The 18,957-nt window shown below is 38.8% G+C and carries 14 protein-coding genes and 2 pseudogenes; 5 read left to right on the top strand and 11 right to left on the bottom strand.

Translation table 11 applies throughout. From position 1 onward, the window contains the following. Nucleotides 1-113: 113 nt before the first annotated feature. Genes ACFOSE_RS06260 through ACFOSE_RS06250 form a run of 3 tightly spaced genes read right to left on the bottom strand, consistent with a single transcriptional unit; the run spans nucleotide 114 to nucleotide 2,558 of the window. Nucleotides 114-1,325, bottom strand: coding sequence for an ATP phosphoribosyltransferase regulatory subunit (locus tag ACFOSE_RS06260; RefSeq protein WP_380431736.1), 1,212 nt, complete (start codon nucleotides 1,323-1,325; stop codon nucleotides 114-116). Continuing rightward, entirely contained in the window at nucleotides 1,322-2,296 is a 975-nt protein-coding gene (locus ACFOSE_RS06255; protein WP_380431734.1) for an aminoacyl--tRNA ligase-related protein, read from the bottom strand. The genes ACFOSE_RS06260 and ACFOSE_RS06255 overlap by 4 nt, the downstream gene beginning before the upstream one ends. Nucleotides 2,297-2,300: 4 nt before the next feature. Beyond that, nucleotides 2,301-2,558, bottom strand: coding sequence for a hypothetical protein (locus ACFOSE_RS06250; protein WP_380431732.1), 258 nt, complete (start codon nucleotides 2,556-2,558; stop codon nucleotides 2,301-2,303). Between the two features lie 584 nt (nucleotides 2,559-3,142). Here ACFOSE_RS06250 and ACFOSE_RS06245 point away from each other — a divergent pair. Both ACFOSE_RS06245 and ACFOSE_RS06240 read left to right on the top strand, forming a co-directional pair. Further along, a complete protein-coding gene (locus ACFOSE_RS06245; protein WP_380431730.1) occupies nucleotides 3,143-3,655 on the top strand; it encodes a transposase family protein in 513 nt (170 codons plus the stop codon). A gap of 6 nt (nucleotides 3,656-3,661) precedes the next feature. Then, nucleotides 3,662-4,188 (top strand): annotated as a pseudogene (locus tag ACFOSE_RS06240) (transposase). Between the two features lie 233 nt (nucleotides 4,189-4,421). Here ACFOSE_RS06240 and adhE read toward each other — a convergent pair. The 3 genes from adhE to ACFOSE_RS06225 form a co-directional block, all read right to left on the bottom strand. After that, a complete protein-coding gene (gene adhE / locus ACFOSE_RS06235) occupies nucleotides 4,422-7,091 on the bottom strand; it encodes a bifunctional acetaldehyde-CoA/alcohol dehydrogenase (RefSeq protein WP_380431728.1) in 2,670 nt (889 codons plus the stop codon). A gap of 232 nt (nucleotides 7,092-7,323) precedes the next feature. Then, nucleotides 7,324-7,593, bottom strand: coding sequence for a 30S ribosomal protein S15 (gene rpsO, locus ACFOSE_RS06230; protein WP_380431726.1), 270 nt, complete (start codon nucleotides 7,591-7,593; stop codon nucleotides 7,324-7,326). Between the two features lie 122 nt (nucleotides 7,594-7,715). Next, a complete protein-coding gene (locus tag ACFOSE_RS06225; RefSeq protein WP_380431724.1) occupies nucleotides 7,716-8,885 on the bottom strand; it encodes an MFS transporter in 1,170 nt (389 codons plus the stop codon). A gap of 90 nt (nucleotides 8,886-8,975) precedes the next feature. On the opposite strand from ACFOSE_RS06225, the gene ACFOSE_RS06220 reads away from it, so the two are divergent. The 3 genes and pseudogenes from ACFOSE_RS06220 to ACFOSE_RS06210 all read left to right on the top strand — a co-directional run. Next, entirely contained in the window at nucleotides 8,976-9,629 is a 654-nt protein-coding gene (locus ACFOSE_RS06220; protein WP_380431722.1) for a Crp/Fnr family transcriptional regulator, read from the top strand. Nucleotides 9,630-9,699: 70 nt separating this feature from the next. Further along, nucleotides 9,700-10,314, top strand: a complete 615-nt coding sequence (gene def, locus ACFOSE_RS06215; protein WP_380431720.1) for a peptide deformylase — start codon at nucleotides 9,700-9,702, stop codon at nucleotides 10,312-10,314. Between the two features lie 544 nt (nucleotides 10,315-10,858). Then, a pseudogene (locus tag ACFOSE_RS06210) lies at nucleotides 10,859-11,128 on the top strand (IS3 family transposase); the annotation flags it as partial. Between the two features lie 35 nt (nucleotides 11,129-11,163). Here the strand turns inward: ACFOSE_RS06210 and ACFOSE_RS06205 are convergent. The 5 genes from ACFOSE_RS06205 to ACFOSE_RS06185 form a co-directional block, all read right to left on the bottom strand. Further along, nucleotides 11,164-11,709, bottom strand: a complete 546-nt coding sequence (locus ACFOSE_RS06205) for an NADPH-dependent FMN reductase (RefSeq protein WP_380431718.1) — start codon at nucleotides 11,707-11,709, stop codon at nucleotides 11,164-11,166. A 117-nt stretch (nucleotides 11,710-11,826) separates the two neighbouring features. Beyond that, entirely contained in the window at nucleotides 11,827-12,258 is a 432-nt protein-coding gene (locus ACFOSE_RS06200) for a MarR family winged helix-turn-helix transcriptional regulator (protein ID WP_380431716.1), read from the bottom strand. A 164-nt stretch (nucleotides 12,259-12,422) separates the two neighbouring features. Beyond that, on the bottom strand, nucleotides 12,423-16,823 hold the full coding sequence (locus ACFOSE_RS06195; protein WP_380431714.1) for a PolC-type DNA polymerase III: 4,401 nt from the start codon (nucleotides 16,821-16,823) through the stop codon (nucleotides 12,423-12,425). Nucleotides 16,824-16,940: 117 nt separating this feature from the next. Further along, complete coding sequence (locus ACFOSE_RS06190; RefSeq protein ID WP_380431712.1) at nucleotides 16,941-18,107, bottom strand: DUF975 family protein; 1,167 nt, start codon at nucleotides 18,105-18,107, stop codon at nucleotides 16,941-16,943. Between the two features lie 101 nt (nucleotides 18,108-18,208). After that, the gene (locus ACFOSE_RS06185; protein ID WP_380431710.1) at nucleotides 18,209-18,775 is read right to left on the bottom strand and encodes a biotin transporter BioY; all 567 of its coding nucleotides are present in this window, start codon (nucleotides 18,773-18,775) and stop codon (nucleotides 18,209-18,211) included. Nucleotides 18,776-18,957: the final 182 nt, after the last annotated feature.

The following is an 18,957-nucleotide window of genomic DNA, read 5'->3' as shown; positions in this document are numbered from 1 at the left end:
CAACTACAGTTTATAAAGAGTTAATTTTTCTGTCTAACCTTTGGAGTTTGATTCAAATATCTTATTTGGTATTTCAAGGAGAATATGTGCACTTAATTTGACAATTCAAGATTTTAAAGTTCTTTTAGTTTGTTAAAATCAATAATATTTAAGGCTTTCATATTATCAGATCTGATTTCAAAATCAGCATAATTATTAATTATTACAAACACAAAATTACTATAATATTTACTCAAAAAAATATTTTTCCATTTTTTTTTAGGCAATAAAATAATACTTGACCTAAAATTCAATGATCGTAAATATTCACTATATTTATCGGCTTTATCTAATTTATCTTCATTGTCAATTAAAACAACAGCTCCCAACCCCTCCTTTGTATCCAAAAATTGGGCAATTACTTGAATACCTATACCAATACAAACAGCTGGCTTATCAGCATTAGAATTGAATTTTGAAACAAGCGAATCGATTCTTCCCCCATCAGCAATCAATAGTTCTTCTGAATCATTTACATTCGCATAAAATCGATAATTAAATCCCGAATAATGTCCTGTACCACCTAAATTCGATAGATTAAAAACAACTTTTCCAACACCTTTTTCTTTCAATTTTTCGAAAATATATAAAATTTCTGAAATCCTACTTTTAATAATTTTAATGGAGAAACGATGATAATACTTCTTTAATTCATTATATTCAATCTTACCTTGATTAAATAAATCTTTTAAAACTAGTAAATCATTTTTCTCTATATCTAATTCAAACAATGAATCTATCCCAGAAAATCTAATTTCTTCTGATAAACCTTGTTTTAAATCTTCAAAAATTTGTTGATTAGATATTTGTAAATATAAGTTTCGAATCCCAGAAATCGAAGATAGTTGTTTAAAATTTAAATATAGCAACTCTAAATCTGCACTAATATGTGAAATCCCCCAAATCCCTGTTAAAATTTGTTGAAATTCTCGTCTATAACCAGGTAAAAAAGGTATCCTATCTCTATAAATATCACCCATTTGAATTAACCTTATAACTGAAGAATCCTTCGAATAAGCAACATATCTTGACATACTTATAGCTAAGTCTGACTGAAGTAGGAATTTACTCCTTTCTTTACTTCTATGAACTTCAAAAATTTTAGACCAATGAACTTTTGTAGCATTTAGATACTTATCTCTTTGCTCTATTTTACTAGTTTTTATCTCTCGGTAGCCATATTTTTTAAACTCTTCAAGCATTCTATTATACGCTGTATTGACTAAATATAATTCGTCCTCTAAAATATCAAAAAACAGCGGAATTGAAGTGGGTTCGAATCTCATATTTTTTTCCAATTTACTGATTCCTCAATTAATTCATCAAGTTTAATTAAAACTTTTTCACCAGTTTCTCTACTTTCTAGTTCAACAGATCCATTCTTTTCAAAGTTTTTACCAATAATAACCAGATAGGGGATCCCTAATAATTTACCATCTTTAATTTTTGCGCCAAATCCTATATCTCTATCATCAAATAAAACATCATGACCCTTGGCGCTTAATTTTTCATATACTTCCTCAGCTTGGGAATCAAAACCTTTCACCGGAATAATGTCACACTCATATGGAGAAACAACCATTGGCCACTTCAGACCCTCCTCATCACAAGTTTGTTCACAAATAGCACCTAAACCTATACCATAACATCCCATCAAATAAGGCTTTCTATCCCCATCAGAATCTGTAAAATATCCGTTCATTTTTTCAGAATAACGAGTCCCTAATTGAAAAATATGACCGAGTTCGATACACTGAATAACTGCGAAATCATTTACATCAATTTCTTTATATTCCTCAAGATATTGCTCTAATAATTCTTTATCTTCAAGTAACTCAATATTCAAAGCTAAACCTGTTTTTTCATCGAACAACATTTTATCTTCTCCAATTAGAGATGGAAGCATAAATTCTTCTGATACCTTACCACCCATTTCTGCACTAATAGCTTTAACTGTTTTTACTTCAAGACCTAACTTTGAAAAAATTTCAAGATAAGCCTTTTTCATCTTCTCATACTCATCCTCTAAAGATCTCTGATTTGAATGAAAGCTATAACCATCTTTCATTAAAAATTCTTTACTTCGTAATAATCCTCCACGAACACGTAACTCGTCTCTATATTTCATTCCAATTTGGAAAATATTAAATGGTAAATCTCTATATGATTCAATATTATTATTTACAAAATCCAGTACAATTTCTTCTCCAGTCGGCGCTAAACAATATTCCCCATTTCTACCTGTAAAATGAAACATTTGATCAGAATCTACCTGATTCAGCCCATATTTGTTTTGGTTGCAATGTGGGTAACGAAACCTCTACACAATTATATTTTTCCAAAGTATCTTTAATAATATTAATAACGTTATTACGAGCCTTTAAAATTAATGGTCCCAACCCATAAATACCAGCCGAATGTCTTTTTAACTGCGAAGATTGAATCAATATCTCTTGAGACAATGCTTCTTCTTCTCCTCTATTATAACTAGTCTTTATTCCAAGTCTTTTCATTCTCATTGTCTTTTTTTCCTTCCTATAATCAAAAGCTGATTCCCTCGAGCAGCTGATTCTTCATTTGTATATAGTTGTTTTTCAATTTCCAGTATTCTCTCATAATTATCATTTGTTGCTAATCTTCTGCTGAGCTCCTCAGTTTCACCAATATGATTTTATCATCTCCACCCCCCCTATTGTCAAGTTTTTCAATGAAAAAGCAATATTAAACAAGGTTGAAAAGCGATTAAAAAGCTTAATAAAAATTTATTCTGCCCCTCAAAAATTAGATGAAAAATATTAGCCAAAAGATTTAATTCCGTATTTCATAAAGTTAAAGTCTCTTAGTTCTAATTTGATAGGTTGGGATTATAGTAAATAATATATTCTGCAATGGCTTGTTACAAAAAATCGGAATCTAGAAAGTTTTCTCAAAAAAACATAGAACTATACTGTTCCCATAAAATGAGACACAAAAATATTCCGAATTTATAATTCCTGTAGTTGGTAAAATCTACTACAGAGGTTATAGGGCTCTTTGACTGTATCAAAAAGTCCCACATGACCTATAATGAAAAGCGACAAAACTATCATTTAGAAAGACTCATATGGGACACATCAAGAATACCACAGAATTGCTGGGAATAAAAGACCCAAATATCACAATCAACTTCATCTTGCAGCACCAGACCCACTTGGAAATCAGGGCTGAGCTGGATTATGAGCCTTCTCCTTGCCTTCATTGTGGCGGACAAAAGATTAAGTACGGTTTTCAAAAAGCCTCTAAAATCCCGCTCTTAGATGCCCAAGGGTTTCCAAGTCTGCTCCGTCTCAAGAAGCGGCGATTTCAGTGTAAATCTTGTCATCGGGTGACCGTCGTTGAGACGCCAATCGTGGACAAGAATCACCAGATTTCTCACCTAGTTTGGCAAAAGCTTACTCAGCTGCTGAACAAAAACAGAACCAATACCGATATCGCAAGGATTCTCCACTTCTCCGTCTCAACCGTCCAGAGAAAGCTAGCCCAGTTTACGTTTAAAGAAGATTACACCACCTTGCCAGAAATCATCTCCTGGGATGAATTTGCCAGAAATAAGGGTAAATTTGCCTTCATCGCTTAAGATTTTATGACCAGAAAAATTATTACTCTCCTTGAAAATAACCGTCAGAACACTATCAAAAACTATTGTCACCGCTATCCGAGAAAGGTGTGTGAGCGAGTTAAAGTCGTGACTGTTGATATGTCTGGTGCTTATATTCCTTTGATTCGGCAGCTCTTTCCGAGTGCCAAAATTGTCCTCAACCGCTTCCATCTTGTTCAGCACTTAGGACGTGCTATGATGACCACTCGCATCGCTATTATTACGACCTTTACCAGATTCTACTCTTCCATTTCCAAGAAAAACGAATAACTGATTTTTTCGGAATTATCAAGGATAATCTGGACATCGTCAATCCCGCATTTAAAGCAGTTTTCAGGACATTTCTCAAACATCAATCCTACATCACAAATGCGCTCCAGCTCGACTATTCTAACGCCAAACTAGAAGCCACAAACAAGCTCATCAAGGACATCAAACGAGCTGCCTTTGGCTTTCGCAATTTTAAGAACTTCAAAACCAAAATACTCCTCGCTTTGAACATCAAAAAATAGAGAACCAATTTGGTCCTCTCTAGGCTTTAGACTTCTTACCAACTACAGTTGACAAAGAGCCAAAATTAATCCAGAGTCGGCATCAAGATATAAAAAAAGTCAGGACAAAAGTCCTGCCTTTATTGTTTTACTCTAACTTTACCAGATCAACTGTACCGAGGCAGAGACGACAAAATCGAAATTGCGATTTTATCACCGATTTTTATCCCACTCTCTGCTTAGTCTACATCAGATTAGAATTGATCAATCAACAATTGACGCATATCTTCAATAAATGGTTGACGTGGGTTGGCTGGTGTACATTGATCATCATAGGCTAAGCGTGCCAGACGATCAACTGCAGCATCAAAGTCTTTCTTTTTGACACCATTAGCCGAAAGTTTTGGATTGACATCGACAGCTTTCATCAATTTATCAATACGTTGACAGAGAACTTCTACTAGTTCAGCATCGTCCTTACCTTTAAGACCGAGCGCACGAGCAATATCCGCGTAATCACGTTGTGCACGGTATTCTTCATAACGTGGATAAACCGAACGTTTAACATTACCAGAAACACCATTGTAACGAATAACGTGCTGCATAGCGATTGCAATGGCTAAACCGTGTGGAAGCCCAAATTCACCACCCGTTTTATGAGCCAATGAGTGATTAATTCCTAAGAAGGCATTACCAAAGGCCATACCAGCAAGCGTTGAAGCATAGTGCATGTTTTCCTTGGCCTGTTCACCACGAAGAGTTGGATTCTTAGGATCAAAGTTATAAGCATCCTCTAAGTTCTCAATGATCAATTTGATAGCTTCCAGTGACCATGGACGAGTGAAATCAGAAGCCATAACTGAAACGTAAGACTCAAGAGCGTGTGATAGGGCATCAAGACCTGACCAAGCAGCCGTACGTTTTGGTACTGTCATTACGAACTCTGGGTCGACAATAGCTACTTGTGGTGTCAATTCATAGTCGGCCAATGGATATTTAACATGAGAGAAATCATCTGTAATAACCGCAAATGGTGTTACTTCAGCACCTGTACCAGATGTTGTTGGAATACAGAAGAGACGTGTTGCTGTTTGATGTTTGAACTTCACAATACGCTTACGGATATCAATGAATTTTTGTTGTAATTCGAGGAAAAACTCACTAACGCTTTCGTAGCTATCAAGCCAAGCTGCATCTTTATCAAGAGATACTTCATAAATGAGGCGGGCAATTTTAGAGGCATCAATAGCAGAACCACCACCAATAGCAATGACTGTATCCGGTTTGAAATCACGCATTTGTTTAGCAATTTCAATAGTTTGACCAAGTGTTGGATCTGGTTTAATAGTAGCATAAATTGAGGTAGCAACTTTATCTTCACGGAGAGCTAATTGGCCAAGAACAGTATCAACAAATCCAAATTGTACCATACCTGGGTCTGCTACAATCAGAGCGCGATCCATCTGCTCATAGCTGTCTTGTAGATAACTGATAGCATTCTTTTCATAGTAAGTTTTTTCTGGCAAGCGAACCCACTGTGGGCGATTGCGGCGTTTAGCGACTGTCTTGATATTCAAGAGATCGCCAGTTGATAAATTGTGTGACAATGAATTTTTCCCCCATGATCCTGTTCCGAGTGTCAAACTGGCTTTCAAAGCATCCGTGTAAATATCTCCAATACCACCGATTGAGTCTGGTTGATTAACCAAAATACGTGACGCTTTGACACGATCGCCAAATTCTGAAACAAATGGGTCTGTTTGTGAACCGATTTGAATACCTGCATTGTGACCAGCCCCTTGATAATCCAGTAAAGCTGAAACAATCTTGATTCCATCTTCACGATCTTTTGCTTTATAAACAGAAAGTAGAGGAGATAGTTTTTCTGAAGATAGCTTTTCTCCGATATTTTTAGCATCTAATTCAAAAAGGAGAACATCTTTACCTTCTGGTAAATCGACACCCGCTCGCTCACAAATCCATCTAGCAGGCATACCTGCCACAGGTCCATTAACTCCGTGATTATCATTAAAAACAAAGTCTTCTAATTTCTTATAATCTTTTTTAGGAACAAGGTAGGCACCTTTTTCTTGCATTTTAGCAAGCCATTCTTTATAGATTGAAGCGTCGACAGCCACAGAGTTTTCAGTGGCACAGATCATCCCATTATCAAAACGTTTAGACATCAGCAAATCTTCAACGGCGCGGTTTAAGTGAGCTGTTGCATCAACATAAATAGCACCATTACCAGCACCAACACCCATTGATGGATTTCCTGATTTAAGGGCTGCATTAACCATACCAGGACCGCCAGTAGCTAAAATAGAAGCAATGTTTTTATTGGAAATCAAAGCATTGGTATTAGCAATGGATGGCTCTTCAATCCACTGAATAATGTTTTCTGGGGCTCCCGCCTTAATAGCTGCGTCATACAATATTTGAGCCGCATGGGCAGAACATTTTTGAGCAGATGGGTGGAAGGCAAAAACAATGGCATTACGTGTTTTGAGAGATACCAAAATTTTAAACATTGTAGTTGCTACTGGATTAGTTGTAGGAACGATACCTGCTAGAACGCCAAGAGGAGCCGCGATATGAATTTGTCCTTTAACCTTATCCTCACCGATAATGCCAACGGTTTTCTCATTCTTGATAGATTCATAAATATTTTCGGTCGCAAAGTGATTTTTAATGTCCTTATCTTCAGCAACACCACGTCCTGTTTCGGCATGGGCCTCCTGTGCCAACTCGAGAGAAGCTTCTGAACCCGCAAGAGCCATGGCAGCTACAATCTTATCAACCTGTTCTTGAGTATAGGTCGCAAAAATTTCCTCAGCCTTGAGAGCTTTTTCAACCAAAGAACCGGTGTATTCTTGCGCCAGTTCTTCAACATTCTGATTAGCAACTTTTGTTCCTTTAGCCATTAAGATGACCTCCTAATAATTGTCAAATATTTATTTTATGAAGATTATCATTCTTTAAAATAGCAATAACTACAAATTTTATCTTTGTGATTTTCTTCACGTTCTAGTATAAAGGAGCTTATGGAGAATGTCAAGTGTTTTTTGTGACTTTTTTCACTATTTTAAGTAAAAGAAAACACCATTCTTTTTTTCTGAATGGTGTTGGTGTTGCTAAAACTAGCTGGTTTATAACTTAACGACGAAGTCCGAGTGATTGGATCAAATCACGGTAACGGTTAACATCTTTACGGCGAAGGTAAGCCAACAAGTTACGACGGTGACCTATTTTTTTCATCAAACCACGGTAAGTTGCATGGTCTTTTTTGTGTTGCTGAATATGTTCATTAAGATGGTTGATTTCCCAAGTCAAAACAGCGACCTGAACTTCAACTGAACCTGTATCACCTTCGTGACGAGCATATTGAGCGATGATTTCATTTTTTTTCTCTTTTGAAATTGCCATCTATTTTTCTCCTTTTATTGCTTCAACCGAGTGGTAGGCTTTGGCATTCCTACAACCAAGAAGAAGTTAGTTTGTCTTAACGACTTCTATATTCTAACAAAATAGCTAAACAGCGTCAACTTTTACTTCTTCCGCAAACGACTGGCTAACAAAAGAGCAAACCCCAAACCCAAACTTAGGAAACCCAAAATAGCAAAAGCAAAGGATAAAGAGTTAGTGAAATAACCCAAAAAACTCAGCACTAAGGAAGCGCAGGCACCACCCAAATTACAGCCTAGAAGAATTAAAGTTGTCGCAGTGTGCACTTGCTGCTTGGGAATGGTTTCTGAAATAAGGTTGAAGACGCAAGTCACACCAAGACTGTAAACAAAACCTGTCAGCAAGGCACCCAAGCCGATAAGCCAGAGACTATTAGCCAGCCAAAACAACAAGAGGCCAAGACCTAAAAGAAGAACCACCACAGCCATTAAATAATCTTTGAAATAATCAAGGAGGCTCTGAAATAAACTACCAGCCAGAATTCCCATCAGCATCATCAAACTTAAAATAAAACTAGATTGCTGGGCTGTCCCTAACCCCAATTTATCAATAAGAAGAGGAATCCTAAGTGTATTAGCAGAGTTGATTAAAATAACAAAACCAGCATATAAAGCTAGCGCTAAAATATAGCTAATCTGCTTCCAACTTAGTCGCTCATTCCCTCTATCTTCATCAGAAATGCCGGCACCATCAGCATGCTCTGGTATCTGGGGAACAAATAGTAAATAGAGTCCTAAAATGAGAAAACCTGCTGCATAAATGGCAAAACTTACTGACCAAGAAAAGTTCAGTAATTGACCAGCTAGCAAGGTTAAGAGGGCCGAACCCAAAACCTCAGCGGACCCTCTTAAGCCTAGCAAGCGAGTTCTTTCTCTACCAGTAAAACGCTGGCTAATGATGCTGATGGCCCGTGCATTCATCAGACCAATTCCAATCCCCAGGACTAAACGAGATAGAAAAACGAGAGAATAGCTTTGATAGACTAGAGGGAAAAGTCCACCTAAAGACAGTAATAAAAGACCACTGACAATAATAAAACGTTGAGATAATAACTTACTGAGCATAGGTGTTACCAACAAAACCCCAATAATAGCAAAAGAGGGCAGAGAGACCAATAGTTCTACTTTATCAGAACTATAACCTTTAGCAGAATAATAGCTAATCATCTGTGGTAGTGCCGGTGATATGGCATAGGTGGAAACCAGCATTAGCGACAGAGCTAAAAGGCTGATTTTTTCCATGGTGTATTTCATAGCAGCTCCATTCTTGAAAAATGATAACTATTCCAGTATAATGAAAAACAGGATTTTAAAATAGGACATATGTCCTAAAATGAGGTGAATATGCCAGAAAAGAATTTAGAGTATTACCTGACAAAATATCAACTTTATCGTATTTTTCCCCAGCATTATATCAAGCATTTACAGCTAGATTTTTATGATAAGGGGCAAGCCATTTGTCAACAGGGAGAAAAATTAAAGTACCTCTTCTATTTTATAGAGGGACAAGTCAAAATTGTCAGACGACTCTTTAATGGTAAGGAGCACATCTTAGAGACTCAAAGTCGACCGACACTCATTGGCGATATCGAATTAATGAGTAATCAGGATAGCGTTTCCTCGGTTATCGCTTTGGAGCCCAGTCTCGTCATTCAACTTCCCTTGACGAATCGCGACCAGTTCTATCAAGATCCGCTCTTTCTTTACCAGATTGGTCGGCAATTAGCTCAGAAATTAGAGCAACAAAATATCATTTCTTCAACCAATATCTCTTATTCAGTTAAAGAAAGGTTAGCAACTCATATTCTGGCCAATGAAGTTGCTGGTGATTTTCAGCTCCAACCAAGCGTCTTATCAGACGCCTTTGGAACTTCCTATCGCCATTTGATTCGAGTAATCAGAGAGCTCTTGGATCAAGAGATTATTGAAAAAATAGCATTTAAAAGCTACCGTATCCGAAAACGCCAAATTCTAACAGAGCTGACCATCAAAGATTGATCATCTATCCATTTTTATTTCTCATTTTTCATGCTATACTAATCACAAGAAGACCTATAAGGAGTTTATTATGTCTGTACAAGATAAAATTATAAAAGCTAGCCACATAATTGATATGACCGATATTATTCGTGAAGGGAATCCTACTTTGCGCCAAGTAGCTACTGATGTTGAGCTCCCCCTATCTGACGAAGACATCATCCTAGGTGAGAAGATGATGCAATTTTTGAAAAATTCGCAAGACCCAGTGATAGCGGAAAAATTAGGCTTACGCGGAGGGGTAGGGTTGGCAGCACCCCAGCTTGATATTTCTAAACGTATCATTGCTGTTCTCGTACCCAATCCAGAAGATGCCGAAGGCAATCCACCTGCTGAACCCTACAGTTTACAAGAAATTATGTATAATCCTAAAATTATTTCCCACTCTGTTCAGGACGCTGCTCTAGGTGATGGTGAGGGCTGTCTCTCGGTTGACCGTGAAGTCCCGGGATATGTTGTACGCCATTCACGCGTCACAGTTGAATACACTGATAAACAAGGGGAAAAACACAAGATTAAACTCCGTGGCTACAATTCAATAGTTGTTCAACATGAAATCGACCATATCAACGGTATCTTATTTTACGACCGTATCAACGAAAGTAATCCCTTCGCCATTAAAGATGGTATGCTTATTATTGAATAGGTCAATTGAGGCTAGATATATTTCTAGTCTCTTTTTACTAGCATTAAAACTAGCAAAAAAAAAGCAAACCCGTCAGATAATATACTCCCCCTTTATAGTGAACAATAAAATAGCAAAAATTATTTTACTAGAAACTACAAGGAGTGTTTTTGTATGTCTAAAAAAGTCCAAAGAGTGTTGCGCAGAAGTTAGAGCTTGTCTTTAGATATCAGAAAGAAGGGAAGTTTGTTGGATAGTTAGCCAAAGAATATAAGGTCTCAGGATATGCAGTTAGGGACTGGATAAGGAAGTACCCATCTGATGGTATTGAAGGTCTTAAGGAAAACTGTATTTGAAATAAGTCCCCATCGGAGTTAAAGCAGGCTGCTATAGAAGATTACCTATTACCTCTCCGGTCATAGCAGTCAACACAATACAGCCTACTTGATGATGATAAACTCTGGACAGGGCGTAAAAGCTAATTTGGGCGTTACGTTGGCTATTCATAGCGACCCTAGCTCACAAGTACATCTCACATGAGTGAGTGCTTTGATCACCACTAAATTATCGACTCACTTGCTCCATGTCACGAGTTGAAAAGTGCATTGATAATACACCAGTTGAATTATTCTTCAGCCATTTCAAGACCGAGCCTTATGAACTCAAACGCTACAAGAACTATGAGGAACTCCTCGCAGATACTGATGCCTGCATCTATTTTTACAATAACCAACGTTTTCAAGAGAAGCTAAACGGCCTCGCTCCTCTTGAAATGAGGAACGAGGCCGTTGCTTTTATTATTAATTGTCCGCATGACAGAGAGCTATTTATTTAAGATGCAGATTTGCATTCTCTTAGTTATTTACCGTCTTAGCCAATTGCTGCAAGTACGGCTTCTGCTTGTTTGTTAAGCTGAGCTAAAACATCTTCGCTCGCTATAAACTTACCATCAGCCCAAGCTGAATCGTTAACTTTTGAGAAAGTCAGCTCATCCACAAAATTTGTGCGGATGAACGGCATCAAATTGCGGTAAATTTCTGGAGCTGGTTCGTGCCCACCATTGGCTACTAATGAAACGGTTGTTACCTTTTCATTGATAGCTGAAGCCCCTGTTGGATCTGAAAGATCTTCAGCGCGTGACAACCAATCCAAGAGATTTTTTACAGAACCTGGAATCGCAAAGTTATAAACTGGTGAGAAAATCCAGATGGCATCTGCAGCCTTAACAGCATCACGAACTGCTTGAACAGCAGGTAATACAGGGGTTTCAAGATCCTGATTAAACATTGGTACTTGAGTCCAATCAAGATAGGTTACATTAGCCTTACCTACAAGAGCCTTTTCAGCTTGCTCAGCCAATTGTTGGTTGAAGGATCCTTCACGAAGCGATCCGACAACAAATAAAATATTTTTCATTTTAGGTTCTCCTTTGAACATTTCCTTAATTTTAGTAATGATGGACATTGGTTCTCCTCCGGAATTATTACTATATAGTAATAATATCATACTCAAATTAATTGTCCATTATTTTGCTCATTCATTAAGTGTTTTAAATTTTTTAAGTAAACCAATCAGCTGTTCTTGCTCTTCTGGCGTCAGGATACTAAAGGTCTCTTCGACGGCTTGGATATGGGCTGGCAGGGCTTTCTCAATAATATTTCGTCCTTTTCTGGTAATCGAAATAATATAAACACGCCCATCATCATCACTGACCTCACGTTTAATCCAACCGTTTTTTTCCATATTTTTAATGACAATGGTCATATTTCCAGATGTTGATAAAATGCTACTAATAAGCTCACCGATACGCATTGGTCCTTTAGCATATAAGACATCGAGAACACTGAACTGAGCCGGTGTCAAATCAAAGTCACGAAAGGTCCCCGAAACTCTGCTATCAATCGTGCGAAAGGCCTTTCTCATAACAACCATACTCTTGACGGCAGAATTTTTAAATTCCGTCATTTGCTATCTCCTTACTTGGCTTTTAAATTGATCAGGATATAATGAAAATTAAGTTGAAACTTATTTTATACTGAACATTTGCCTGATTATTTATTCTTTCCTAAAGATAACCTAATGCTGATTATTGTAACATTAAAGGTTTAGGCTAGCAAGTCACTTGATTGTTAAAAAATATCATCAAAAAGCGAGAGTTGGTTATCCTCCGGTAGGTCACCTAGGATTCCCATTTCATCCATTTTTTCGACCAGAGTTGCTGACAAACCTCCACGTTTGCGCAATTCGGTCTTAGATAAGAATTCTCCTTCTTGGCGACTGGCTACAATCTGCTTGGCGACATTTTCCCCTAGACCATCCATAGCAACGAATGGTGGTATCAATGTATCTCTTTCGATTTTAAATTCGATGGCATCGCTGTTATAGAGATCCAACTGGCCAAATTTGTAACCGCGTTCCAGCATTTCATTGACAATTTCTAAGGTTGTAAAGAGATCATTTTCAACATTAGAAGCCTCGCTATTGCGACGTTTGTTGGTGATATCTTCCATACGAGCCTTGACAGCATCCAAGCCAGCACTCATAGTTTTTAACTCAAAGGCCTTGGCACGAATGGAGAAATAAGCGCAGTAATAGTAGATTGGATGATGAACTTTGAAATAGGCGACACGCAGGGCCATCATAACATAAGCTGCTGCGTGAGCTTTTGGGAACATGTATTTAATCTTACCGCAGGACTCGACATACCAATCAGGTACATTATTATCCCTCATGGCTTGAATATAGCCATTACGTTCTTCTTCGGAGATTTTTAGCCACATACCCTTACGTACTCGCTCCATAATATTAAAGGCCATTTTAGGCTCAAGACCAGCATGCATCAGATAGACCATGATATCATCCCGACAGCCGATAACTGTTGACAGGTCTGCAATTCCTTCCTTGATTAAATCTTGAGCATTCCCGAGCCAAACATCTGTTCCATGCGAGAGTCCAGAAAGTTGAAGCAATTCAGCAAAAGTAGTCGGATGGGTTTCATTAACCATTCCTCGAACAAAGTTAGTTCCAAATTCTGGAATTCCCAGCATTCCTGTCGGTGTACCAATTTGCTCCTCAGTGACACCTAAAACATCCGTTCCAGAAAAAAGTTTCATGACTTCCGGATCATCAGCCGGAATATCTGTTGGATCAATCCCTGATAGATCCTGCAATTTACGAATCATGGTGGGGTCATCGTGGCCTAGAATATCCAGTTTAAGAACATTTTCATCAATATCGTGGAAGTTAAAGTGGGTTGTCTGCCATTCGGCCGTTGTATCATCAGCTGGATACTGCACAGGGGTGAAATCGTAGACATCCATATAGTTAGGAATAACCACTATACCACCTGGGTGTTGGCCGGTTGTCCGTTTAACACCGGCAGATCCCATAGCCAGACGATCAACTTCAGCATCTCGGTAATATTTATTGTAGTCACGTTCATAACCTTTAACAAAACCATAAGCTGTCTTTTCTGCTACAGTACCAACGGTCCCCGCACGAAAGGCATACTCTTCACCAAAGATATCACGAACGTCTAAGTGGGCGGACGGTTGATCATCACCCGAGAAGTTCAAATCAATATCGGGAACCTTGTCCCCATCAAATCCCAAGAAGGTTTCAAAGGGAATATCGTGACCATCTTTGGCTAATTTATGATTGCAGTTGGGGCAGAGTTTATCTGGGAGATCAAAACCAGAGCCGACAGAACCGTCTGAAATGAATTCTGAATACTGGCAAGACGGACAAACATAGTGTGGCGGCATAGGGTTGACCTCTGTGATACCGATCATAGTAGCGACAAAACTCGAGCCAACAGACCCTCGCGAACCTACTAGGTAACCACGTTTGTTGGAGCGTTCAACCAGCATCTGTGAAGCTAGGTAAATTACAGCAAAACCATTCCCCAAAATGGAAGTCAATTCTTTTTCAATCCGCAAATCAACAATATCCGGCAGGGGATCTCCGTAGATTTCAAATGCTTTTTGATAAGTTAATTCCGCTACTGTTTCTTCCGCTTTTTCAATATAAGGCGTATAGAGGTCCTCTTTAACCACCTCAATCACTTCAAAACCGTCCGCAAAGTTTTGAGTATTGGTTACGACTATTTCATAAGCCAAGTCTTTACCAAGGAAAGAAAAATCATCCAGCATCTCGTTGGTTGTTCGGAAATGAGCCTTGGGTAGAGGAGCTGGTTGGGCATCCTCACCGCGGCCGATACTGCGATTAATCATAGCACCAGGCCCCAAACTACGCACTATGATTTCACGGTAAATTTCATCTTCCGGTTCTAGATAGTGAACGTCTCCCGTTGCTAAAACAGGCTTATTGAGACGGCGTCCCACCTCTATCAAATCCTTTATAACTTGATGAATGCCTTCTTCACCATTAATGAGTCCACGAGCGACCAACGGTTGATAAATAGCTGGGGGCATAACTTCGATGAAATCATAGTATTGAGCAAGCTCCACAGCCTTATCAACTCCCGAGGAAAGTACTGCATCAAAAACCTCCCCTTCTGGACAAGCTGTTCCTAGGAGCAAGCCTTCACGGTGAGCATTGAGAACCGTCCGAGGAATTCGTGCGACACCCTCAAAATAGCTAACATTAGATAGGCTAACTAGCTTGAACATGTTTTTCAGACCGGTCTGATTTTGAACGTAGATTGTTGCATGTTTGACACGTGCCTTCTTGTAAGAATCCTTGGCAATCAGTTTAGTATTGAGATCCGCAAGATTAGTTATGCCCCGATTTTCACATGCTTCCTTGATAAAAATAAAGAGCAGGCGACCGGTTGCTTCAGCATCATAATTGGCCATGTGGTGATGATCAAGTGCAACTTGGAAACGCTTAGTTAAAGGGCCCAAACCATGCCGCTTGTATTCTGGATAAAGATTGCGAGCGAATTCCAAAGTATCAATCACCGGCTGCGTAATCAAAGGTAGGTTATAACGCTCATAGTTAGCATTCATAAAACCTACGTCAAAGGTAGCATTGTGAGCGACAAGAACCGTATCTTGGCAGAAATCTTGAAACTCTTGCAGAACCTGCGATAGAGGCTTGGCATCTTTTAAGTGATTGTCTGTTATACCGGTCAAATCTGTTGTGAATTGACTCAAGGAATGACCCGGATTGATGAATTCATCAAATTGGTCAATAATATTACCCTTATGCATTTTAGAAGCGGCGATTTGAATCAGATCATTATTGACCGCAGACAAACCTGTCGTTTCCACGTCAAAAACGACATAGGTAGTTTCATGAAGATCCAGAGGCACCTCATTATAAGTAATTGGTACACTGTCTTCTACGATATTGGCCTCAAGACCAAAAATCGCTTTGATACCAGCCTTCTTAGCTCGATGGTAGCCGTGAGGGAAACTTTGAACATTAGCATGGTCTGTAATAGCTACAGCAGTATGACCCCAGCTCGCAGCCTTGTCAATCAACTGTTCAACAGTGGGTAAAGCATCCATTGTGGACATGTTGGTATGAGCATGGAATTCAACCCGCTTTTGACCATCTGGCATCATATCCTTACGTTCTTTATGGATTATCTCCTTAACATCTTGAACATTCATGGTCAAGGTCTTGGTCCATTGATTATTTTCAATATTCCCACGTACACGCAGCCAGGCTCCCTTAGCAATCATATCGTATTTTTTGAGATCGGCATCATCTTTGGCCCACTTTTGCATCGCAAAAGAAGAGGTGTAGTCGGTCATTTTAAAACTGATGATATGGCGACCCGTACGAGTTGTTCGGCGTTCCACGTCGAAAACCATTCCCTCAAAAACAATCCTATTTTCTTCGGTTTCTACCTCAATCATGGGAGTGATTTCAGCCTTGTCAAAACCTGCCTGACGCTTGGCAGCCCGTTCTTTATAATCAAAAAATTGAGGAGCAGGTGTCACCTCTTCCTGAGTCGGTATAGAGGCCTCTAAAGAGGCGACAGCTTGGGCATTTTCTGCTTGTGCTTGTTCAATCTTCTTTTCACGACTATAGACAAAATCCTGTTGTAGTTCCTGTGTTTTAGTCTCATCAGATTGAATATCAAAACGAACAGCTCCAAATCCAAATTGGGCAAACTGTTGCTCCAAGCGCGGTAGATGCTGCTGCCTGAAATGAGCATTGTTCACAAAGGCCGGCGCTTGAATAACAATCTGACTGCCATCATAAAAGACAGTCAAATCAGCGAAAGATGAACGAAAACTGGCACTGTTACAAAGTGGTAGATTAAAACTCTCAGCGTAGTATTCTTGAAGCAGTTGATCTGAAAAATCAACCGTTTCAACCTCAACATCAAAGGTAGCTTTGATATCAGCCTGCTCAAATGTTGTCCTTAAACGATAGGATAACTCTCGGTAAATATCAATCGGTAGAATCTCTGAAAAAGTAAAATGAAATTCCCAGTGACGGCTGAGCGTATGAACCTTGACTTCCTTAATACCTGCAGATGAAAAGGCTTGAGATTGTCTCATCTCAAGCGGCATTTCTATCTGTTCCATCAATTTTTTGAACAAGTCTGACATCCCATTTCTCCTGTAAATTAGTCAATTTATTATAGCATATTTAGACCCGAATTTCTTGGGATTATATCGATCCAAACTCCAATATAAAAGGCTGAGATGAAGTCCCAGTCTTTTATACTATTTGCGTTTTTTTGATTTTTTCTTGGAAGATTTCTTCGATTTCGATTTTGGTTTTTTAGAACTTGATTGATTAGCCTTAGGTTGAGCTTTGCTACTCACCTTTTCTTCCCTGTCTTTTGGTGAAGCATCTTTTTCATCAGATGAAATCCCATCTGTCACTTTATCTTGAGTTTCTTTCTTAGACACGGCCGGCTCCTCTTTCTCAGAGGATTCTACTTTTTTAGTCGATTTCTTAGCCGGCTTCCCTTTTTTAGCTGCTTTTTCCTCTCTTCTTTCACGTTTTTCAGCAACTTTTTCAAGACGTTTTTCTTCTCTATCTTTTTGAGCTGCTAATTTTTTGGTTATCTTATCAGAATGAGCTTTTGCCTTCTCAGCTTTTTTCTCAGCTTCTTGCAGCTGGTATTCTGCCATTGCTTGATCAGACTCCACTTTAATTTCCGCAAGCTTTTCTTCCAAGACATCAAGCTCCTTAGGACGTTCTTGCTCTAGTAAATTTTCGTAAAAAGCAGCCAGTGTCGTTGCATGATAAGGTATCAAGATTAGACAGCCCAGTCCTCCTATTAACCCTGCCAAGAAATACCAACCGATAAAGCTTAAGTTTAAGAGAAAGAGTTCCTTCTTGTGGCCTTCCATCAAAAGACGACTCTTAGTAATCGCTGAAGTTGTCGTAATTCCCTTGTCTTGGTCCATATCATCCTTTAGGATAAAGAATGACTGTGAATAAGAATAAGCCTTGACCCAACCAGGAATTATAAGGAGTAGAGACCAGAGACAGACATAGAAGAGGTTCACCAACCATACACCAAAAATGCTATCAAAATGTTGTCCCTTAAAAGCATAGGTAGCAGCTTCTCGAAAAGAACGTTTACGTCCGCGGATGAGATCTAAATAAGCATAGCTGACGCCGACACCAATACCGATAGTAGCAAGGAAGGTAAAAAGAGCCACCATCAGAAAGGTCATAATAATAAAGATTGCAACAACACCAGAGGAAGTTGACGGATCAGATGTCACTATATTCCAAATCATATTGATAACTGCTGATAAGGCAAAAAATATCACCCCCAATACCAAGATCGGTAAGAGAAAGACGCCTATAGCCCATGGCCAGTTACCACGCAGGGCTGTTTTAGCCTGCTCCTTCAATTCTTTTCTAGTCTTCACAACAAACTCCTTTTTTTGTTTAATACTACTATTCTATTACTGAAAACAGAGCTTGTCAACAGGCAAAAACATTCTATTCAGGGACTCAAGTCAACCCTGCATCAGTCTTTGAAACGATTGAAATTTCCCAAGAATGGTTTAAAAAGATTTGCCCTATCTAAACGAAGGGCCACTGCCGTGGTTAACAAGGCTTTAAGACTATCTCCAGGGATAAAAACAAGATTACTACTGATGAGGGCTGTCTTGAGAGGTATACCCGAATAAAGAGACAAGTAAAGACCACCGCTGAGATCTACAAAGAGAACACCTGATAACCAGATAATAAAAAAGACTGGTAAAAACTTTCTAGTTTTGAGAGCGGATAAGCCCCAGGACATAAGCGGAGGGACAAAAATCCACGCCCAGATATAACCCGCGGTCGGTCCAACCATAACCTTTAAGGTGGTATTCATTCCCGAAAAAAACGGAAGGACCAAACCAATAACCAAGAAAAGAAGAAGTGCCAAACTTCCTCTCTTACCACCCAAAAGAACACCTGCCAACATGACACCTAAATTTTGGAGGACAATAGGGACTGGTATAAAACCCAAGGGAATAGCTGGAAGCAGACCCAGGACAGCTAATAGGGCTGCCATCATTGCAATAGCAACAAAATCTTTTGTCTTCATGATAGCTCCTTATACAAAAATTTCTAACCTTTTTAAGGCTAGTCTACTTAATACTTTCTTAACTAATCTATTAGCAGTATAAAGTATTAGAATTTATTTGTCAACCAATTTATTATATATGGTTAACTATTGGAATTCAAAAAAACTGGACTGCAGTTCCAGCTTTAAGAATAGAAAAATCA

The sequence above is a fragment of the Streptococcus dentapri genome, assembly GCF_042649885.1.
GTDB classification, from domain to species: Bacteria; Bacillota; Bacilli; order Lactobacillales; family Streptococcaceae; genus Streptococcus; species Streptococcus dentapri.
The sequence above is the reverse complement of the archived record's forward strand: the minus strand, read 5'-3'. Positions and strand labels throughout refer to the sequence as shown.

Coding starts and splice junctions, on each gene's coding strand:
- ACFOSE_RS06260 (WP_380431736.1), bottom strand. CDS start 1,325: ATGAGATTCGAACCCACTTCAATTCCGCTGTTTTTTGATATTTTAGAG.
- ACFOSE_RS06255 (WP_380431734.1), bottom strand. CDS start 2,296: ATGTTTCATTTTACAGGTAGAAATGGGGAATATTGTTTAGCGCCGACT.
- ACFOSE_RS06250 (WP_380431732.1), bottom strand. CDS start 2,558: ATGAGAATGAAAAGACTTGGAATAAAGACTAGTTATAATAGAGGAGAA.
- ACFOSE_RS06245 (WP_380431730.1), top strand. CDS start 3,143: ATGGGACACATCAAGAATACCACAGAATTGCTGGGAATAAAAGACCCA.
- adhE (WP_380431728.1), bottom strand. CDS start 7,091: ATGGCTAAAGGAACAAAAGTTGCTAATCAGAATGTTGAAGAACTGGCG.
- rpsO (WP_380431726.1), bottom strand. CDS start 7,593: ATGGCAATTTCAAAAGAGAAAAAAAATGAAATCATCGCTCAATATGCT.
- ACFOSE_RS06225 (WP_380431724.1), bottom strand. CDS start 8,885: ATGAAATACACCATGGAAAAAATCAGCCTTTTAGCTCTGTCGCTAATG.
- ACFOSE_RS06220 (WP_380431722.1), top strand. CDS start 8,976: ATGCCAGAAAAGAATTTAGAGTATTACCTGACAAAATATCAACTTTAT.
- def (WP_380431720.1), top strand. CDS start 9,700: ATGTCTGTACAAGATAAAATTATAAAAGCTAGCCACATAATTGATATG.
- ACFOSE_RS06205 (WP_380431718.1), bottom strand. CDS start 11,709: ATGAAAAATATTTTATTTGTTGTCGGATCGCTTCGTGAAGGATCCTTC.
- ACFOSE_RS06200 (WP_380431716.1), bottom strand. CDS start 12,258: ATGACGGAATTTAAAAATTCTGCCGTCAAGAGTATGGTTGTTATGAGA.
- ACFOSE_RS06195 (WP_380431714.1), bottom strand. CDS start 16,823: ATGTCAGACTTGTTCAAAAAATTGATGGAACAGATAGAAATGCCGCTT.
- ACFOSE_RS06185 (WP_380431710.1), bottom strand. CDS start 18,775: ATGAAGACAAAAGATTTTGTTGCTATTGCAATGATGGCAGCCCTATTA.